Here is a 20175-nt window from a genome sequence, read left to right as displayed (position 1 = left end):
CAGATGATGCAGATGAGAGCGTCCGCATCTGCGTCATCTGCGGACGCTATCTAACGCTACGGGGACTTTGCATCAGCACACGATGCGCCTGCCGACGCACCACCACGCAGGAAAACGGGGGCGTGGGGGAACGTGGTTCCCCCATAAGAAGCCTTCGTTGCCCAACTACTTCGTTGCCCACTGGGCGGCTTCGCTGATCGTCTGGAAGTGGATCGCGACGCTATCGCTGATCATCCGGGCATAGCCGCCGGCCATCGCGACGGCGACCGGCAGGCCAGCGGCGTGACAGTAGTGAAAGATGATGCGGTCGCGTTCAGCGAGGCCATGTTTGGTCAGGGCGAGGCGACCCAGGCGATCATCAAAGTAGGGGTCGGCCCCAGCCAGGTAGATCACGAGTTCGGGGCGGGCTACTTCGAGGGTGTGGCGCACGCCCTCTTCGAGCGCATCGAGGTAGGCATCGTCGCTGGTACCGTCAGGCAAGGCGATGTCGAGGTCGCTCGTCGCTTTGTGAAAGGGAAAGTTGGTTGCACTGTGGATCGAGAAGGTAAAGACACGTGCCTCGTCCGCAAAAATTGCTGCGGTGCCGTCGCCCTGATGCACATCGCAGTCGATCACGGCGACCCGTTGCACGCGCTGTTCAGCTTGCATCACCCGCGCAGCGACGGCGCTATCATTAAAGACGCAGTAGCCGGCCCCGTGATCGGCAAAGGCGTGATGCGTGCCACCCGCAAGATTCACCGCTACCCCGTCACGCAAAGCAGCACGACACGCCTCAATGGTTGCCCCCACCGAGCGGCGCGAACGCTCGATCATCTGCGGCGACCACGGAAAGCCGATCCGCCGGATCTCCTGACGACTCAGGGTACCCGCGATGACGCGGCCAACGTAGGCCGGGCTATGCACCAGCATCAGTTCAGCGTCACTGGCAGCCTCGGGAACCCTCAGCGCTTCAGGCTCAACCAGACCCGCGGCGACGACCTGCTCACGCAAGAGCGCATACTTTGCCATTGGGAACCGATGGCCTGCGGGGAGGGGCAGGACAAATGTATCTGAGTAAAAGATCTGCAAGGGAGGCGTCAGGATTTCTCAGGCAAATAGACGGTCAAGATATAGCCCATCCCGCGGCGGGTTTGCAACAGTTCATCGGCTTGCCCGACGCGGCGCAAGGCGGCACGCAGGTTGCTGACTGCCCGGTCGAGCGCCTCGGCATCGAGCCCGGGGTCATAGTCGCGCCCCCAGATAGCCTCGGCACACGCCTCACGGCTCACCAGTTCACCTTGGCTCCGATAGAGGCGGCTCAAGAGTCGCTGCTGATTGGGGGTCAATTCGAGCAACGCATTGCCCAGGTAAAACGCCTGGGTGCGCTCGTCGAGGCGCAGGCGGGTATGCGGTACCACAGTGGGATCAGGGTCAAGGAAACGGAGCAGTTCGCCCCCCAGCCCTGGGGCAATCGTATCGTGGTTGCTCAAGATATGCGGGCCGTTGATCAACTGCCCATTGACGAAGGTACCGTTGGCACTCCCCGCGTCGTGCAGTAGATAACGTGGCCCTTCGCGCACAATGCGGGCGTGCAACCGCGAGACCGTCTGCCGATTGATCACCACATCGCACAGCGTTGAACGCCCGATCGTGTACTCGTCGGCCCCAAGTACCAGTTCAGTCGGCGTCACATCATCACTGAGCGCAATCAGGCGCGCAAGAATGGCATGCTCGTTTTGCATAGGCCTATTGTACCGCGAGTCGTGCTTTTGTGGGTGTGTCGTTGCGCGGCTGACGCCTTAAGACTCCAACGAAAGGGTTATGCGGATGAGGGGCACGGCGGCGCCGTGCCCCTCCTCTGCATAACCCTTTCGTTTTGGCTGGTGAAACCTTTTGGCGTGACATGGGACCGACGCAGGTACTAGTTCCGCATAGGACTGACAGTCACTATACGCTCTTATGCTCGTGTTCTATACTCAAGGGTAGACATTCTTATGTGTCGATCTTAAGGCCATCATTCCCCGCATTCTTGCACAAAAAGAAGACCGGAAAAACTTATGAAACCCCATCTGTCGCATCGTTTGGTTACCTCTGTGGTTGCGCTGGTAGTTCTGCTCGGTGTGACGGTTACGCTTGCTCGGCCTGCTTCCTATGCGCAGACCGACCAATCTGCCACGTGGTCGTTGCCCCCTCCTCGTGCGCATAGCCATGTTGCCGTGACCAGCGATGGCGCGGTGAGCGTTGATCACCAGATTTTTCCCGATTTTGCGTCCTATTTCACGTCGCCCTTTTTTCGCCTGACCGGCAAGCGCTGTGGAACGCAGGTTCCTGACGATCTCGCGAGTCTCCAGGCGAGCCCGGGCGATTGCACGCTGACGCGCACCGCGATCCAGCAGGCGTACTGGCCCAATGAGGTCTATGTTATTCCGACAGTCTTTCACATTATCTATGCGAGCGATGGTACCGGTAATCTTTCGGATCAACGCATTCAGGATCAGGTGCGTGTGCTCAACGAAGATTATCAGGCGCTGCCTGGTACAGCCGGTGCGCAGGGAACCAATACGCGGATTCATTTTCAACTGGTTGGCATCACGCGTACCATGAATGATGCGTGGTTCCAGGATCAAGATGAATTGGCGTATAAGCAGGCTTTGGGTTGGGATCAGAGTCGCTATCTCAATGTGTATGTCAATACCGCGAGTGGCTTCCTCGGTTACTCCTACCTCCCTCAGCAGCAGGTGCCGAGTGTCTACGATGGGGTGGTGATGCTCTATCAGGCGATCGGTGGGCGTGATCTGCCCGACGCCGCGCCGTATGATCAGGGCCGTACCCTGGTCCACGAGGTTGGCCATTACCTTGGGTTGCTGCATACGTTCGAGGGTGGGGGCTGTTTTGACGGCTATGAGGCGGGCGATTTGCTTGCCGATACGTCTAGTGAAGATGTAGAACATTATGGCTGTACTCCGTCAATGACCTGTGGCACGCCCGACGATATTCATAATTTTATGAACTATACCGATGATACGTGTATGTGGCGCTTTACGGTTGAGCAGGCCAATCGGTTGGTATGCAGCCTCGTCAACTATCGCTCGACGCTTTACAACATCGGGGCCGTCGCGGTCAATCAAACGCCTCCACCTGATCGAGTTCAGGCAGGGCAGCCTTTGACCTATACGCTGGCTGTGCAAAATACCGGCCAGGTTGCGCTTGATGCGCAGATTACCAACATCCTGCCCTCGGCGACGCTGACCTATACGCTTGCTGGCGAATCCCGCCCCATTGTGGATGGCAAACTCGCCTGGACAACGACGATCACGGCCCCCGGCGGAACCTGGACCGAGACGCTTGTGGTGACGTTGCCGATGACCTATACCGGCACGGTCACAAATGTCCTGGAAGTCACGTCGCAGCAGGGCGTGACCGGTGCATTTACCAGCGTAGTTACGGTGGGTGAAGCGGTGCGGTATCAGGTGTTTTTGCCGCTTGCGATGCGGTGATGCTTTGACGCAAAGGCGCGAAGGCGCACAGGCCGGTGTCCTGCTCCACTAGGTTCGTATACCCGCTGGAGTGTGGCGGCCATTCGGGTAGCTCTGGGGTTGAGCCCTGGATGCCCCTAGAGCCATTGCAGCTTCCTGTCGTCGCCGTGAACGACAATCAGATGCCGTGGCATCACTTTGGCCCGTTTGAAAAACGCTTCCGTGAGCGAAGGATACTGCAACAACCGGTTTGCAATCGGGTAAGGCAGGCCTGAACCTCGTGAATTGGATGGTATTACACTACACGTCGAGTACGAGGCGTAAGCCTTCTTCAACCTGGCTCAATGTGGTTGCGGAAATACGATCAACGTATTCGTCGAGCATTGACTTGTCGAGGGTAATGATCTGCGAGACGTTAATGACGGAGTCTTTTGGTAAACTCGATTCAGTTGCGGGAAGGAAGACGTTGCCGGGGGCTGTTGCAAGGCGCAGATTACTGGTTATTGCGACAATAATCACGGTCGCAAGACGACTTCGCGTAAATGCATCAGCTTGAATAACCAAGACTGGCCTTCGATAGCCTGATGTTGAACCTGTTGGCTCCGGCAGGTTGGCCCACCAAAGATCTCCGCGCTGCATTACCATTCTTCCGTTGGCACTATTTGCCCTTGCGCGGCGATATACGCGGGATCAAGTGTAGATTTCTCTTCCCCGTACAGAGTATCAAGTGCTTCGGTGATGCCCTGGTAGCGGAATGTATTGAGATAATGCTGAATAGCCTTGGCGTATAACTCGCTGCGGGAGAGACCCTTATCCTGTGCGTACTGCTCCGCTGCGGCAAACAGCGGGTCTGGAATAGAGATGGCTGTTTTCATGACGAGAGTATAACAAAAGTTATACCCCGCTGTCAAGGTCTCTCTCCTTGGCACCACCGATAGCCATAGCCGGCCCAACGTGAAGTAGACGGCGATCTTGCCACCTACACCCCAATGATACGTGCTACGCGGCGATCTTGCCACCTATGACCTGCCATTCCTGTGCTACACAGCGGTGGTGCCGCCTACACCTGTCGTATCCTGGACGCCATTCAAACGGTCGATGTCAGACAACTTCTTGACTACCGCAAGCTCCTGGGTCTGTCCGAATCACCCCATCCCCTAGGGCGATGGCATCATACGAAACCGGAGACAAAAAGACGCTCGATAGCCGTCCACGAATTGGGGCCACGAAGAAACGAATCATTATGACCCGGCGTCGATCATCCGATGCACTTCAACCTCTTCGAGGTACGAGCGGCGCAACACGGGATCAGTGATCATCGCGGCGCGTTGTTCAAGGATGGTGCGGGCTTGCTTCACGACAACTTCGGCGCGCGGATCTTCCAGGGCGGTCAAAACACGCCAGCAGGCGGCAAAGATGCGCAGCAGATCTTCGCTGCTGTGCAGGGCGCTGTCGTTTAGGTGGGGTAGCAGGGCTTCGACGTCGGTGCGGGCGGCGGTGCGATCGCCGTTCACCAGCGCGGCCAGCGCGAGGCCAGCGCGGGCTTGCATGGCACGCGCTGGTTGATGCATTGCTAGCCGTAGTTCCAGTGCTTCACGGTAGAACGCAAGGGCAGCGTTGGCATTCTGCTGCGCTAGGGCGATGTGGCCGAGATAGGTGAGGCTGTACGCGATGATCGAGCGTGCGCCGAGTGTGCGAGCCAGGTTCAGCGCCTCTTGCGCATAGCGTTGAGCTGTGGCCTGGTCGCCTATTAGGTGAAAGAGCAACCCCAACCCACTGAGGCTGTGTGCTTCGCCGAGACGGTTGCCAATCGCCCGACGTAGTTCGAGCGAGGCCTGGTAGTACCCGTACGCCTGTTGGTACGCGCCCTGTTCGCGGGCCGTGCGCCCCAGGTTGACCAGGGCGATGGCTTCGCTGCGGCGATCACCAGTGCTGCGACTCAGGTTCAGTGCGGCGGTGAAGCGTTCTTCGGCTTCGCAGTAATGCCCTTCGTCGTACGCGACGACGCCAAGGTTGTTGAGCACCATGCCTTCGCCGGGGCGATCGCCGCTGGCGCGGTCGATCGCCAGCGCAGCCATGTAGGCCTCGCGGGCCTCGCTGCAACGTCCTTGCTCTTCGGCGATCACGCCGAGATTCGAAAGCGCAATGCTCTCGCGCTGCGCATCGCCGAGGCTCCGTGCGAGCAGCAGCGAGGCTTCGTAGGCGGCACGGGCTTCGGCGTAGTCGCCGCGAATCTCGGCGAGCCAGCCAAGCCCCGAGCGGCAATCGGCCTCGAGGTGCGGCAAGCCTGCCGCCTCTGCATGAGCAAGTGCCTGCCGCAGATATGTTTCACCGAGGCTATACTCGCCTTGACGGGCATGCGCGTTGCCACGAAAACGCCCCACCAGCGCCGCAAGTTCGGCGTGATCCTCTAGGGGCAGCAGTTCCTCGATCTTGCCAAAAAGAACAACCGCCGCGCCGTGTTGCCCCTGTTGCGAGGTGAAACGCCCTTGATAGGCGCGCAGACGGGCGATGGCGGCGACACGCTCAGCGGCAAAAGATGCGCTCGGTGCGGTCTGGGATGTCATCATCAGCTGATCAGCCGCGCTCTGGAAGAGCCCTTCGCCTTCGCGCAGGAAGCCCAGGCGTTCGTAGAGCAGCGCCAGCGCATCGGCAGCCGCGCCCAGGCTTGCCGCATCGCCGTGCTCACTGGCCCGCTCCCACGCTTGCCGCAGATTTGCCAGGTCGGCGCGTAACCCTTCAGTCACTGTGCGCGGATTGCGTCCGGTCAAGGCGGGCAGGGCGGACGCCAGGGTCTGGAGGAAGTAGGTGCTATGGTGCGTACGGGTTGCCTCGGCCCCGCCCGCTTCGAGGCGTTCACCGGCAAACTGGCGTAACAATTCGTGCAACTCGTAGCGTTCGTCGCGTTGCCGTACCAGCGATTTTTCCACCAGCGCCCGTAGCAATGGGCGTATGGGCGGATCAACCAGGTGCCCCAGCACCTGCTCGGCGGCGGCGAGCGTACAGCCGCCGCGGAAGACCGCCAACCCGGTCAGCGTGGCGCGTTCCTGGGCATTGAGCAACTGCCATGAATGGTTGAAGATCGCCCGCAGGCTCCGTTGACGTGCCGGGACATCGTGCAGCCTGGTGGCAAGAAAATCGGTGTTGCGCGCAACTTCCTGGGCAATGGTGGCGCACGGCAAGTCACGGGCCCACGCGGCGGCGAGTTCGATGCCCAGGGGCATACCTTCGACCAGGCGACAGATTGTTGCGACCGCCGGCGCTTCGCGTTCATCAAGCTGAAAACGCGCACTGACCTGGATCGCTCGCTGCACAAAGAGTTGCACAGCGCTATAGTGCGCCAGTTGCGGCGGCGTCAGCATCGTTACATCGCGGGGGTAGGCCAACCCTTCCAGGTCAACGAGCCACTCGGCCCGTAAGCGCAGCGGCTCGCGTGACGTGACGAGCAAGCGTACCTCGGGGGCGGCTTGCAAAATCGCGTTGATGATGGGCGCAAGCTCGGGCAGGTGCTCGGCATTGTCGAGCAGAACGAACATCTGACGTTCGCGCAGCCCATCAAGTACCTGATCGAGCGCAGACCGCGTTGGATCAAGGTGCCAGCCCAGCGTTGTCGCCAGCGCCGCCGGTACCTGGTCGCTCTGTTCAAGTGGCGTGAGTGCGACAAAAACAGCCCCGTCGCGCATCGTCGCTGCGTGCGCAAGCGCCGTCTGGCTTGCGAGGCGCGTCTTGCCGATGCCACCGGGTCCGATCAGGGTGAGCAGGCGGCAGGCTGGATCGGCCAGCCGTGCGGCGAGCAGATGCAATTCCTGCTCGCGCCCGATAAAGCTCGTTGGTTCGCTGGGAAAGCCGAATAGAGTGGGCTGGGTTGGCGCAGTACGGATGGGTGGCACCGGCGTATGGGTGAAAGCACCGGAGCGCAACCGTCGGTAGAGCGCGCTAACCTCGGCAGAGGGGGCCACGCCAAGTTCACGTTCCAGCACGCTCTGGTAGCGGTCGTAGCTTGCGAGCGCCGCGAGCAGTTGCCCGTGATGGGCCAGCAAGAGCATGAGGCGTTGCTGCACCTCGTCGTCAAAAGGTTCATCGGCCAACAGGGCCTCGGCGTGGAGAATGCCCTGCGCATAGGCCCCCTGATCGAGATAGATCCGGGTGAGCTCGCGGCGGGCCATCAGCACGAGTCGCCGCAAGTGCTCTTGCTCAGCCAGGACCCATGCCTCAAACGTCGGCGTATCGCGCACCGCAAAGCCCTGCAGAAACTCGCCCCGATAGAGCGCCAGGCCCGCTTCGTAGCGGGCAGGATCGACCAGATCGCGCCCAGGGGAGAGCAACCGGATCAGTTGCGCTGCGTCGAGTGAGCAGGGTAACTGTGGATTCAAGCCGACGTCACGGCGCGACGTCTCAAGATACGGGCCGAGCACCTGACGCATCCCGGTCAACAAGACACTCAAATTAGCCCGTGCGCGATCAGGGCTCAGCATTTCGCCCCAGAGCAGATCGGCCACAATCTCGCGGGCCACGGGCCGCCCAAGATAGGCCAGATAGACAAGCAACGCCTCGGCCTTGCGCGACCCAAGCTCGTCCAGGGGCTGACCATCACGTTGCAACGTGAGCCCACCAAATGTACGAATGTCGAGACCTGTCTGCATGCATACCTGTTGTGCTAGAGGCTTCTCTTAACGGAAGGGCCGTTGGCCCTTCCGCCTTAAGAGAAATTTTACCATGCTCATTGGCCCGCGCTAAGGTTTTGCTAAGAGTCGCTCTGGTATCTTGAGTCACCATTGATGAGTAGTCTGTGAATGAAGTTTTCTGGCGTCCTCAGCCGACCACGAATTGGGGCCACGAATAAACGAATACCGCACTGCAACGCCCATATTCGTTTATTCGTGATCAGTATTCGTGGTCGGCGGCGCTACCGGGACATGTAGTTCACAGACTAATGAATTTGTTCGATTTACGCTGCATACAAGAGCGTTACGCAAGGAGTCTAGCTGTGAAACGAAGCCTTCTTTTTCTCCTCCTGATCGGTTTTTTTGCCACGTTGCTCGCTGTGCCGCCTGCGGCAGCGCAGATGGAGTACGACGATGATCCGTGGGCGCTGCCACCGGCCCTAGCGCAAGAGCCGCTCGATTGCACGAATTCGCCCTTTGGCCGTGCGATCATCCTTGGTTCCGAGCAAGAGATCTTTGTGGGGATGCGCGGTGCGGGCGCGGGACGCCAGGGCTGGGTGCTGCACGATCAGTTTGATCTGAATCCTGATGGCACCGCGTTGATCCGCGATGGATCCTGGCCGGCCACCGACGAGACGCCCAATGCAAATGCGCAAAATGTCAGCGCCCTTGCCAGCACGACCGGCAAGTTTCGCTTCGAGAGCGATCGCACGCAACTGGTGCAGGTCTACACCGGGGCCGATGGCACGGTGCGCTGGCTGGTGCATGAAGAGGGTCAGCCCGTGCTCGAACGGAGCCTGCTGGTCTCGAATTATGCCTTGCTGCAAGTCGCTTCGGGCGTGCTCAGTCGTGCCCCTGGGCGTACCGAACGCCTGGCGCTGGCGAGCCGGACAGCGATTGGCTCGCTCAACGTCTTCATCATCGAGCCGCTTCGCGATAGTCAGGTGGCCCTCGCGACCTGGCGCACCGATCAGGACGGGCGCAAAGATGTCGTTGATCTCCAGCTTGCTGTCGGCGACCTCAACGGCGATGGCTTCAACGACGAGATCATTCTCGGCTTGAAGAAAGTGGACGGTGAAGTCGAGGTGATCGTGTTGCGTTACGACCCTGACTATACTGGGCCAGATGGTGGCCCCAATTTCAAGAGCAGGCTGCGCGAGGTTGCGAACTTCACCCTTAATACCGGTACTCCCACGCTGATCCGGGTAGCGGCAGCCGATCTTGATGGCCGCCTCACAACCGGCCCGGGCGCAAGTCAGGGCTCAGGCGACTACAAAGACGAGATCATTCTGCTGACCGATACCGATCAGCCAGATGTGCGCCCCTTGAGCCCGCAGTATACGGTGCAAACCTTCGCGCTCAATGCCTCTGCTGAGAATCCCGAGGTTGAACAGATCGTGCAACGCGGCAGTTCAACCGTGGTCGTCACCCTAACCTCGAACCTGACGCTCGCGACGGGCGATCTTGATGGCAGCGGACGCGCCGAGATCCTCGTGGGCGAAGTTACCCCCGATGACGTGGCGGTGCGTGCTTTTGATGGAGCCACCGGCACCCCGCGTGAACTGGATCGCTTTGCGCTTCCGATGACCCCAAGCCCCGGTCTTCCCCTCGCGGTTGCGGCGGGCGATCTTGACCGCGATGGGCTGCACGAGGTTGGCCTGGCCTTGCTCAATAATCAGGCGTTGCAGGTGACGACGCTCGCCTATCAACCCGACACGACGACCCTGAGCGAACGCGATACGGTGACGGCGAACGATGGTGGCCGCCAGAATGCGACCTCTATTGACCTGGCCTTTGGCGATTGGAACGACGATTCGCTCAAGGCGCTCTATGGCGAGCCGCAGGGTAGTTCGATCACCTGCAAGACGGTGCAGGAACCAAATATCGTCTCGGTAGTACATGCGCCGCCTTATTGGCAACGCCTGCAAGGCAATCGGCTCCGCCTGGCCTCGATTGGGCAATCAACCAGTTTTGCCCAGACCGACGAGCGTGCGTTGACAGTTTCAAGCTCGCATGCAGTTAGTGCTTATTTTGGTGGTGGATTTGAGGCTGATTTTATCTTTGCCAAAGTTGCGGCCACAGCGCGGGTGACCGCAGGCTATCAGTATACGGGCAGCGTCACGAATCGCGGCGGTACCACCGAAGGCAAAACAACCCGCGAGGCCTGGACGAATGATGCCGGCAGTTTTGCGGCGATCGAGCGCACCACGTATGACTGCTACAACTACCGGGTTGTCCAGGACGGCCAGGAACTCGACGCGGGCATGCGTTTCTGCGAGTACAAAGACTACGCCTCAATCGCAACCGATGTGGGTCGCTGGAACAGTCTCTTTGGGCCGGCCAACAACCCGCAGGCACTCCAGTGGATTCCACTCAACCGCGACTGGGCCAATCTCGCCCTCTTCCGTCGGGCGACCGTGGCGCAGTCGAGTACTGTTGGCGACGCCGTCGCAGCACGCGCTATTGATGGCATCATTGATCCCGCCTTTGCCAATGGTTCCGTGACGCAAACCGAAGCTGAGGATGCGCCTTGGTGGCAGGTTGACCTTGGTCTCACGCAGGAACTTGGCGCGGTGCGGGTCTGGAATCGCAACAATCTGGGCTGCGACGATCTGACGTGTGCCGCGCAGTTGCGTAATTTCTATGTCTTTGTCTCGGATACCGACTTGCGTACCATCTCGAACGATCCTGCGGTGCTCAAAGACGATCCCCGCGTGGCAACCTTCTTTAGCGAGGGTCAAGGCGGGCGCGTCACCAACATCCAGACCTATCGCAACAATGCGCCAATCTTTGGGCGCTACGTGCGGGTGCAACTCGCCGGGACGGGCTATCTCGCGCTTGCCGAAGTGCAAGTCTTTGGCGAGCGCCAGGTCGATCCTGATCGCTACCCGATCAATGTCAGCGACAGCGATCCCAACGATGGCTACTTTACCGTCAGCCTCTACAACCCGCTGACCGGAGGCATCGAACAGGTGCGTCAGCGTGGGCGTTTGCTCTGGAATGGCGCCAACTACGGTGTGCTCGCGGCACGTCGCATCTCGGTCGGCAACCCTGTTTCGTCGTGGTCATTGACCGAAGAGCGTACAACGTTTACGACGCAGGCCGACGCGACGAGTCACAGCGTCAGCATCGGGGCCGAGTTTGATGCTGAGGTGAGCGCCGGTGGCGGCAAGGTCGTCTTTGGTGGGGGCTACGAGTACACCTCGGGTGTGATCACCGAGGATGTGCGCTCAACGGCATGGGGGACATCGTTTGAGCTTGGTGGCGGAGTTCAGGGCTTCCCGGCCACCGTAGGTGGGGTTGCGCTCGGGCCGGGCCAGTGCGAATACGGGTTCCAGCCCTACTACTACGAAGTGACCGAAGAGTCGAGCACCGGCTTCCTGCATCGCTTCATTGTGGTTGACTATACGGTGCCCAACGCCTCACTCAACCGCAATAATCTCGCCTTCTGCCGCCAGCCAACCGCCAATCAGCCGATCGTCGAAGCCGACATCAATACAGTGGCTCCTGGCAGTAGCCTGATCTTGACCGCACGCGGTTTTACCGACAACAGCGAAAACCTGATCGAATTGCGCTACCCTGGGCAGGAAAACTTTCGCCAGGTCGCACGGATCCGCATGAGCAGCATCGGCGAACTCGTTTTTGTCCTCGCCACTTCGCCCAACGATCCACCGGGCGACTACGCGGTACGCATCCGCAGCGTTGCCCAGGGCACCAACCTGGCCCAGGCTCAGGAAGCCACAACCGCCTTTACGCTCAGCACCGACGCCGCCCTCGTCGAACCTGCGCCCCCCGGCGTCCCGGTCTTTAGCCTCCAACCGCGGCTCTATCTACCATTGATCTCCCGCTAGCGGCGGCGTCAATACGCTCTGGACGCACAACCAGCCAGCAAAAGCTGGCTGGTTGTGCGTCCAAAAAGAAAGCCCTACACAATCGCCATCATCGTCCCGACGGCTTTCAGTTGCTCGCCATCGCCACGTGCCCAGAGCTCAGCGGTGAACATGATGCGCTCATCGGACATGCTTTCAGCTCTGGTGATGGTGCCGCCAACGTGCAAGGTTTCGCCGGGGCGGGTCGGGGCGCGAAAGCGTACCTGAAACTGGAGCAGGCCATTTGGCCCGGCGATGTCGGTCGCCAGCCGCCCGAGCATGCCCATCACCAGCATGCCATGCGCAATCACGCCGTCAAGCCCCGCTGCCTGCGCAAAACTGGGGTCGGTATGCAATGGGTTATAATCACCCGACGCTGCCGCATACGCGACAAACAATTCGGGGGCAAGCGGTCCTTCGGTAAAGCCGGGGATCGTGTCGCCAACCTTGAGTCGCCTGGATGCTGCCACGGCCTTCTGCTCCTCTCTGCTTACCCTTCTTCCCCACGCACAACGACGACCAACTGGTCGGTCAGCACCAATTCGCTCTGATCGTTATACCAGCAGGTTTCGAGCGTCAGCACTTCAAACGGCCCGCTTTTGCCCGTTTTCTGTTCCAGTTGCACCAGTTCGGGGGCGGCGATCAATTCATCACCCGCGAAGATCGGCAGGTGGTACTCATAGCTCTGCTCGCCGTGCAAGAGGCGGGGCAACGGCGCGCCGATTGCCTCGAGTTCGGCCAGCAACGCGGAGTTCGCCCAGAGGCCATAGCGCGTCGCGAGCGTTGGCGGCGCAGGCAGGTCAGGCAACCCAGCCGCCTGCGCCGCTTCGACCGAATGATAGATCGGATCGGTCTCGCCGAGCGTTACCGCCAGCGCCCGGATGTGCTCACGCTCGACCGTCACGGTGTAGGGGCCAAAGGTGCGCCCAAGGTTGGCTGGATCAATCATGGTCTTCCACCACCCCCGGCAGATCACGCATCGTCCGCAGATCGCGCAAGCCGCGCACCTGCGCCGACAGAAAGACCACGCCCCCGTTCGACATCGTCAACCCGTCGTGAGAGACGACGCCGCTACTGACTCTCCTGTTCAGCCCGCGCCCGAAGTTCGATCCGCCGAATTTTGCCACTGATGGTCTTGGGGAGGTCACGGACAAACTCGATTTCGCGGGGGTACTTGTAAGGGGCCGTATTGGTCTTGACAAATTCCTGGAGTTCATGCTGTAGCTCCTCTGATGGTTGCGCACTCGACACCAGTACGACATACGCTTTCACGATCGCGCCGCGGGCCGCGTCGGGCTTGGCGACCACCGCCGCCTCGGCCACCGCCGGATGCTCGATCAGCGCACTCTCGACTTCAAATGGACCGATGCGGTAGCCTGCGCTAATGATCACATCGTCTGACCGTCCGACAAACCAGTAGTAACCGTCTTCATCGACATACGCCCGATCACCGGTGACATACCAATCGCCCCGGTGACAGGCCACTGTCCCATTTGGATTGCGCCAGTATTCTTTGAAGAGCCCGACCGGGCGTTCGGGGCGCACCCGTACCGCCAGATCGCCCTCTTTGCCGGGGGGCAGCGGCTCGTTCTCGTCATCAATGATCGCCAGATCGATCCCCGGCAACGGCTTGCCCATCGAGCCAGGACGGATCGGTTGGCCCGGCGGATTGCCGCACAACAGCACCGACTCGGTCTGCCCATAGCCGTCACGCACCGTCAAGCCGGTCGCCTCACGCCAGACCTCAATCACCTCGGGGTTGAGTGGCTCACCCGCACTGACGCACGAACGCAGGGTCGAAAAGGTAAACGCCTTCAGATCTTCCTGTACCAGCAGCCGATAGATCGTCGGGGCGGCACAGAACGAGGTGATCGGATAGCGCTGCAAGAGTTCCAGTGTCTCGTGGGGGTTATATTTGCCGCGCCCATCGTGGATAAAGAGCGCCGTGCCCATATTCCACGGCCCAAAGAGACTACTCCATGCGGCTTTGGCCCACCCGGTATCCGACAGATTCCAATGCAGATCATCGGGCGTCAGATCGAGCCAGTATTTGCCGGTAATGCGATGGCCAATCGGATACGAGGCGTGGGTATGCAGCACCATTTTGGCGTTGCCAACGGTGCCCGAGGTAAAGTAGATCAGCGCCGGATCAGTGCCTGGCGTCGGCATGCGCGCCCGTTCGGGTGCCCCGGCGCTGATCAAATCCTCAAAGCCAAGCGTCCCCTCAACCGGTGAACCAACCACAATCAGATGCTGAAGGGTTGGGCACTGATCGCGAATCGCCTGGATCTTGGTCGCCCCATCGGCATCGGTAATGACCGCCCGCGCCTCGGCGATATTGATCCGATAGATGCTATCCTTCGGGGTCAACAAGATGGTGGCCGGCATCGGCACGCCCCCCATCTTCATCAACCCGAGGATGCACTCCCACCACGCGACAACCCGTGGCAGCATCAGCAGCACTCGATCACCGCGCTGCAAGCCCATTGCTTCAAGCCCGTTCGCCAGGCGATGCGAGCGTGCCCGAAACTCGGCAAACGTGATCTGCCGCTCTTCACCTGTCGGCCCAACCCAATGCATGCCCAATTTCTGCGGATCGTCCGCCCACCGGTCAATCACATCATATGCCCAATTGAAATCCTCAGGCATTGCGAGATCGATTGCCACCGTCACCATTGACCTCCATCGGATCAGGCCCTCCATCGGGCCATGCGGCATTCCACAGGGATATAGCGTTATCCTACTTCAGACGGCTTGATTATGCAAGGAGTCGGTTCAGCGCGAGCGCATCACCAGCCAGATCCCTACGGCGACCCCGGTTGCGCCAAGGGCATCAATCGGACGCAGCGGGTCGCCCAGCAGCAAAGCCCCCAGTACCAGGCCAAAGACCGGGGTAAGAAAGAGGAACGTATTGGCGCGACTCGCATCACCGTGGCGCACCAGGAAGAGATAGAGCAACATGGTGACCCACGAGAGCATGATGCACATATAGATCAGCGCCACGATGAAGTTCGTATCCCAGATCACCTGGCCAACCGGTTCCCAGAGGAAACTTGGGATCAGCAAGGCAACCCCGCCGACGAGCAACTGGATCGCATTCATCCCGGCCAGGTCGTACGGCAAGGCCCAGCGCTTGAAGAGGATCGTGCCCGTAACCATCGAGACGTTGGCCACAAGCACCAGCGCCATGTGAAAGGGGCTTTCGCCGGTGCCCATCCGTGCCGACATCAGAAAGACCACGCTGATAAAAGCCAGCCCAAGACCAAAAAACTTCTGGAGCCCGAGCCGTTCACCGAGCAAAAACGGGGCGGCAAAGGCGAGCATCAACGGATTGGTGCTCGCCAGAACCGCCCCCGTGCCTGCGGTAATGCCCTGCAGCGCGGTCGCCGTAAAGCCAAAAAAGAAGGCAAAGCTCAGGATTCCCAACACGCCGAGCCGCAGCCAATCGCGCAGCGTGCGTGGCAACGAGCGACGCAAGAAGATCACGATGAGCAACAAGACACCGCCTGACAAGACAAACCGCAAGCCCATTAAAAAGAGCGGAGGGCTGCTTCGCAAGGCAAAGGCCACGGCAATAAAGCCCGTAGACCAGAGAAACGAGAAGGTGAGCGCAAGGCTGGTATAGACTGGAACGGAAAGATGGCGAACCCCTGACTCAACTGGCGTCGTCGCTTGCATAGAATGCTATGTCCCCTCTGCGCCTCCGCGCCTCCGCGCCTCTGCGTTAAAACTCACGCCCCATCCATCTGCTCAAGCTGCTCCAACAACAGCCCAAACGTCTCCATCGCGGCCTGCACCGGGGCCGGCGTTGCCATATCCACCCCCGCCCCGCGCAGCAACTCGATCGACGAACGCGACGAGCCGCCGCGCAAGAAGCCCAGGTAGCGCTCGACCGCCGGGGCGCCTTCGCTCATCAGTTGCCGACTCAACGCCAGGGCCGCCGAGAGCCCTGTCGCATACTGGTACACATAAAATTTGTAGTAGAAGTGTGGAATCCTCACCCACTCAAACGCGATCTCGTCATCAAGCGTCACCGCTGGCCCGTGATACCGGGCGACCAGATCATAATAGCGCTTGCTCAACCCCTCTGCGGTGAGCGGCTCGCCGGCCTCGACGCGGGTGTGCATGTCCAGTTCGAAGCTGGCAAACATCGTCTGCCGAATGATCGTCCGTCGGATGTCTTCGATCTGCTGGACAAGCAGCATCCGCCGGAGCTGCTCGTCGTCGCGGTGCTTGAGCAGATAGTCGGTCAGCAGTGCTTCGTTGAGGGTCGAGGCGACTTCGGCGACAAAGATTGTATAGCCGCCATAGATGAAGGGCTGGTTGCGCCGTGAAAAGAAGGAGTGCATCGAATGACCCAGTTCGTGGGCCAGCGTAAAGGCGTCGTTCAACCGATCCTGGTAGTTGAGCAAAACATACGGTGGTGTGCTATAGGATCCGCCGCTGTAGGCTCCACTACGTTTGCCTACGTTCTCGTATACGTCAATCCAGCGATTTCCAAAAGCCTTCTGCAAGGCCGCCGCATACTCATCGCCGAGGGGCGCAAACGCCGCGAGCATCATCTCACGCGCCTCACTGAACGGCACGATCAACTCGGGCGTCGGCACAGGCTGCGCATAGAGATCATAGATGCGCAGCTCATCGAGGCCCATCAGCCGCTTGCGGATCTCCATATAGCGATGGTTCAGGCCAAGATTAGCTTCAACGGTTGCGAGCAGATTGTGGTAGACCTCCACCGGGATCTCGTTTGGATCGAGCGCCGACGCCAGGGCGGAGCTATAGTTGCGGATGCGCGCATCAAGCACGTGCGTCCGGATTGAGGCCCCGAGCGTCGTTGCCATCGTATTGCGGAAAGGCCGATACGCACCATAGTAGCCCTTAAAGGCATCGTGGCGCACCTGCCGATGGTTGCTCTCGAGAAAACGCCCATACCGTGCGTGCGAGAGTTGTACGGTTGCGCCGTTTTCGTCGGTAATGCTCGGAAAGGTCAAATCCGAGTCGGAAAGCATCTCGAAAACTTCGTAGGGTGCCCGGGTTACATCACTAAACTGAGCCAGGACGCCTTCAACCTCAGCCGAACGAATATGCGCCCGCTGCCGATTCAGCTTCGCAAACTCATACGCATATACCTTCAACGCCTCGGTCTCGGCCACCCATCCTGCCAGGATCTCCTCGGGAATCGTCAAGATCTCTGGTTCAACATAGGCCACAGAGGCCATCACCCGTGCCGCAAACGAACCGGCCCGCTCTTGCAAGGCCTGCCCAATGGGATCAGTCGCATCAGAGTCTTTGCGGTGCATCGCATAGACATAGAGCGCATAGATCCGCTGTGCAACCTCGTCGCGCAATTGCAACACCTCGCCAAGGTGCTCGCCACTCTGCCCCAGGCTCCCCTGGAATGACGCAACCTTGCGCGCCAACTCCTCAACCGCCGCCAATTCCCGTTCCCATGCCTCAACATCGGCAAAAACAATGCTTAAATCCCACGTATATTCAGTGAGGGCCTCACTGCGGGTCGGGATTTTATGGGTATCAACGCTCATGGTATGTATACTCCTCATTTGTGTGTAGTCTGTCAACGAAGTTTTTTGGCATGCTCGCAGCCTTGTCATACTGAGCGCAGCGAAGCATCTCTGCCGTGGGGCCGCCTGAGACCCTTCGCTTGCGCTCAGGGTGACAAGCTATCGGAAGACTTAGTTCCCAGACCAGTAACTAGCCTGCCAACAAAAGTTTCCCGGTAGCACCGCCGACCACGAATACTGATCACGAAGAAACGAAGAGGGGCGGTGCGCTCTTCGTTTCTTCGTGCGTGTTATTCGTGGTCGGCTACCCCACCAACGCTTCCAGCCGACTGACAAAACCTTCCAGCACCGCAAAGGCGCGATCAAGCGGCTCGGGGGAGGTCATGTCGATCCCGGCCAGCTTGAGTGCGTCAAGTGGATAGACCGAACTGCCCGCGCCGAGGAAACGCAGGTACTTCGCTTGGGCTTCTTGATCGCCACGCAGCACGTCAACCGCCAGTGCATTGGCGGCGGCGATGCCCGAGGCGTACTGATACACATAAAAGTTGGCATAGAGGTGCGGGAACTGCGCCCAGACGATGCCATCACGTTCGGGGTCAACCTTGACGGCTGGCCCGTACCCGCGCGCGAAGAGGTCACTCAAGACGCGGTTCATGCCCGTGGCGGTCAATGGTTGCCCCTTTTCAGCCTGGTCATGCACATGCTGCTCAAATTGCGAGAGGATCGGCATCAAAAAGAGATAGCGATGGAAGTTGGACATTGCCTCTTCGAGAATCGCGATCTCTTCGTCGCGTCCGGGTTGCTTCGCCAGCAGGTGGCCGCGGAGCAGCGCCTGGTTGAAGTTCGAGGCGACTTCGGCGACAAACAACGCATAGTCGGCATAGATCGGTGGCTGGTGTTGCTGCGTATACCAGGTGTGCATCGAGTGGCCGAGTTCGTGGGCCAGTGTGCTGACATTCACCAGCGTACTATCAAAGTTGAGCAGGATAAACGGGTGCGTGCCGTAGCTTCCGCTCGAATAGGCCCCGCTCGTCTTGCCCTGGTTGGGATAGACATCTACCCAGCGTTGCGTCGTTAGCCCAGTCTGGGCCGTCGTCTGGTAGGTGGCCCCAAGTGGCGCGACCGCCTGGGTGACGATCGCAACAGCCTCATCGAAGCTATACCGCAACGGCGGGCCAAGGGGCGCAAAGATATCACATGCCTCGATCTGTTCAAGGCCCAGCGCCCGCCGCCGGATGTCCCAGTAGCGGTGCCAGATCGGCAAATGGCGGTTGCACGCGTCAATCACATTCTCATAGACGGTGCGTGGAATGTTGCTGGCAAAGAGGCTCGCGTCGAGGGCGCTTGGGTAGCGGCGGGCGCGGGCATTGAAGACATCGCCTTTGACACTGCCCGCATAGATCGATCCGATTGAGTTTTTGAAGCGCAAAAAACCATCTTGATGGCTGCACCAGGCATTGTAGCGCAGGGTACGATCAGGGCTGTGCAGCAATTCTTCAATCGTGCTGGTCGTTACGGTATGCGGTTCGCCCTGGGCATCAAGCGCGTCGGCAAACTGCAGATCGCCCTCGGCCAGCATTTGATACGAACTATAGGCCGCACTCAGTGGCTCGGCCGCCTGGGCGAGCAGTTGCTCAACTTCACCCGAACGCACATGGGCCGCCCGTCGGCGCAGGTTCTCAATCAAGTGCCGATACACCGCCAATTCCGGCTCAGCCGCGATCATGCCATCGAGATGCGCCGGCTCAAGCGCGAGCAGATCAGGCTCAACAAACGCCGTCGTTGCCCCCAACCGCGCATAGAGCCCGATCGCCTGATCGCGCAAGGCTGCCGCAGCTTGATTGGTCGTATCAACATCAAAGCTCATGCTCGTATAGACAAACAGCCGCCCCATCAACACCTGAGCTTGCTCAAAATGTTGCAAGGCCGCAAGCAATGTCGCCGGTGCGTCACCCAACCTCCCGGCATACGCAGCCAGTTTTGGCAATTCACTCGCTAAACGCTGGGCATCGGCATGCCATGCGGTTATATCTGGATAAACATTGGTAATGTCCCACGTAGATTGAAGTGAAACTTCGGATCGGCGAGGTAATGTCTTTGCCATATCTTTCCTTATTCATATGAAGAGCTTTCACGAGCAAACGTAATCTGTCCATTATACCAAATCCCTTCAACCTGGATGCGCGTTTAGACACAATGCTTTGCAAAGAAGACCTCACAGGTCTGCACCTGAGAGCGAGGGCGTCCCGCCCTCGCTCTCAGGAAGGTCGGAAAACTTACGTTACAGCATTGGTCTTATCTTCTCTTTGCGAGACCGATACACATTAGGGACTACGCAGTGGCATTAGGACGCACCCCGTCACCAAGGCGCTTCGTTATTCCGGCCTGACCGCCGTTTCTGCTTGGGTATAAACTTGCCAACCTTCACGGAAGGGTGTACATGGAGTGTTACCTGACACGACCACGTATGCCCACCCGAAAGGCTGGCGTTTATGTATCATACCATCTTCGAGCCCCTGACCCGACGGCAACACCGTCGTATTGTGCGCCTGCTGGCGCTGGCCCTGCTGCCCCTCCTGCTCGTGACAAGCACCGGGTACGGAGCCGAACGGCTCCCCGTGACGGTCGCCGTGGCGCGCTCGGTGCGCCGGATCCGCTGCCGCCG

Annotated in this window: 13 protein-coding genes; 2 read left to right on the top strand and 11 right to left on the bottom strand. The window is 59.6% G+C overall.

Annotation, left to right across the window (positions count from 1 at the left end):
* Positions 1 to 165 precede the first annotated feature (165 nt).
* Together EKD05_RS00065 and EKD05_RS25585 are read right to left on the bottom strand one after the other, a co-directional pair.
* Positions 166 to 1068, bottom strand: coding sequence for a histone deacetylase (locus EKD05_RS00065; protein WP_129670279.1), 903 nt, complete (start codon positions 1066 to 1068; stop codon positions 166 to 168).
* Positions 1069 to 1076: 8 nt separating this feature from the next.
* Positions 1077 to 1721, bottom strand: a complete 645-nt coding sequence (locus EKD05_RS25585) for an FHA domain-containing protein (RefSeq protein WP_165360511.1) — start codon at positions 1719 to 1721, stop codon at positions 1077 to 1079.
* 315 nt (positions 1722 to 2036) lie between these two features.
* Here EKD05_RS25585 and EKD05_RS00055 point away from each other — a divergent pair, with 315 nt between their 5' ends.
* Complete coding sequence (locus EKD05_RS00055; RefSeq protein ID WP_129670278.1) at positions 2037 to 3476, top strand: M43 family zinc metalloprotease; 1440 nt, start codon at positions 2037 to 2039, stop codon at positions 3474 to 3476.
* A gap of 279 nt (positions 3477 to 3755) precedes the next feature.
* Here the strand turns inward: EKD05_RS00055 and EKD05_RS00050 are convergent, their stop codons facing one another.
* The 3 genes from EKD05_RS00050 to EKD05_RS00040 form a co-directional block, all read right to left on the bottom strand.
* Positions 3756 to 4094 (bottom strand): type II toxin-antitoxin system PemK/MazF family toxin, encoded by a 339-nt coding sequence (locus tag EKD05_RS00050; protein ID WP_240695540.1) that lies wholly within the window; start codon positions 4092 to 4094, stop codon positions 3756 to 3758.
* Positions 4094 to 4366, bottom strand: coding sequence for a hypothetical protein (locus EKD05_RS00045; RefSeq protein WP_205703827.1), 273 nt, complete (start codon positions 4364 to 4366; stop codon positions 4094 to 4096). The genes EKD05_RS00050 and EKD05_RS00045 overlap by 1 nt, the downstream gene beginning before the upstream one ends.
* Positions 4367 to 4696: 330 nt before the next feature.
* Positions 4697 to 8098: a tetratricopeptide repeat protein gene (locus EKD05_RS00040; RefSeq protein ID WP_129670276.1), complete on the bottom strand. Its 3402-nt coding sequence runs from the start codon at positions 8096 to 8098 to the stop codon at positions 4697 to 4699.
* A gap of 344 nt (positions 8099 to 8442) precedes the next feature.
* On the opposite strand from EKD05_RS00040, the gene EKD05_RS00035 reads away from it, so the two are divergent.
* A complete protein-coding gene (locus EKD05_RS00035; protein ID WP_129670275.1) occupies positions 8443 to 11970 on the top strand; it encodes a hypothetical protein in 3528 nt (1175 codons plus the stop codon).
* A 74-nt stretch (positions 11971 to 12044) separates the two neighbouring features.
* On the opposite strand, the gene EKD05_RS00030 is transcribed toward EKD05_RS00035, so the two are convergent.
* From EKD05_RS00030 to pepF (EKD05_RS00005), 6 genes are all read right to left on the bottom strand, one after another.
* Complete coding sequence (locus EKD05_RS00030) at positions 12045 to 12458, bottom strand: MaoC/PaaZ C-terminal domain-containing protein (RefSeq protein ID WP_165360510.1); 414 nt, start codon at positions 12456 to 12458, stop codon at positions 12045 to 12047.
* Between the two features lie 20 nt (positions 12459 to 12478).
* Positions 12479 to 12937, bottom strand: coding sequence for a MaoC family dehydratase N-terminal domain-containing protein (locus tag EKD05_RS00025; protein WP_129670273.1), 459 nt, complete (start codon positions 12935 to 12937; stop codon positions 12479 to 12481).
* 122 nt (positions 12938 to 13059) lie between these two features.
* The gene (locus tag EKD05_RS00020) at positions 13060 to 14664 is read right to left on the bottom strand and encodes an acyl-CoA synthetase (RefSeq protein WP_205703826.1); all 1605 of its coding nucleotides are present in this window, start codon (positions 14662 to 14664) and stop codon (positions 13060 to 13062) included.
* Positions 14665 to 14763: 99 nt separating this feature from the next.
* A complete protein-coding gene (locus EKD05_RS00015; RefSeq protein WP_129670271.1) occupies positions 14764 to 15666 on the bottom strand; it encodes a DMT family transporter in 903 nt (300 codons plus the stop codon).
* A 53-nt stretch (positions 15667 to 15719) separates the two neighbouring features.
* Entirely contained in the window at positions 15720 to 17531 is a 1812-nt protein-coding gene (gene pepF / locus EKD05_RS00010) for an oligoendopeptidase F (protein WP_129670270.1), read from the bottom strand.
* Between the two features lie 283 nt (positions 17532 to 17814).
* Positions 17815 to 19614, bottom strand: a complete 1800-nt coding sequence (gene pepF, locus EKD05_RS00005) for an oligoendopeptidase F (protein WP_129670269.1) — start codon at positions 19612 to 19614, stop codon at positions 17815 to 17817.
* Positions 19615 to 20175: the final 561 nt, after the last annotated feature.

Source organism: Candidatus Chloroploca sp. Khr17, from assembly GCF_004138165.1.
GTDB lineage: Bacteria > Chloroflexota > Chloroflexia > Chloroflexales > Chloroflexaceae > Chloroploca.
Note: the sequence above shows the minus strand (reverse complement) of the source record. Positions and strands in the feature narration are given on the sequence as shown.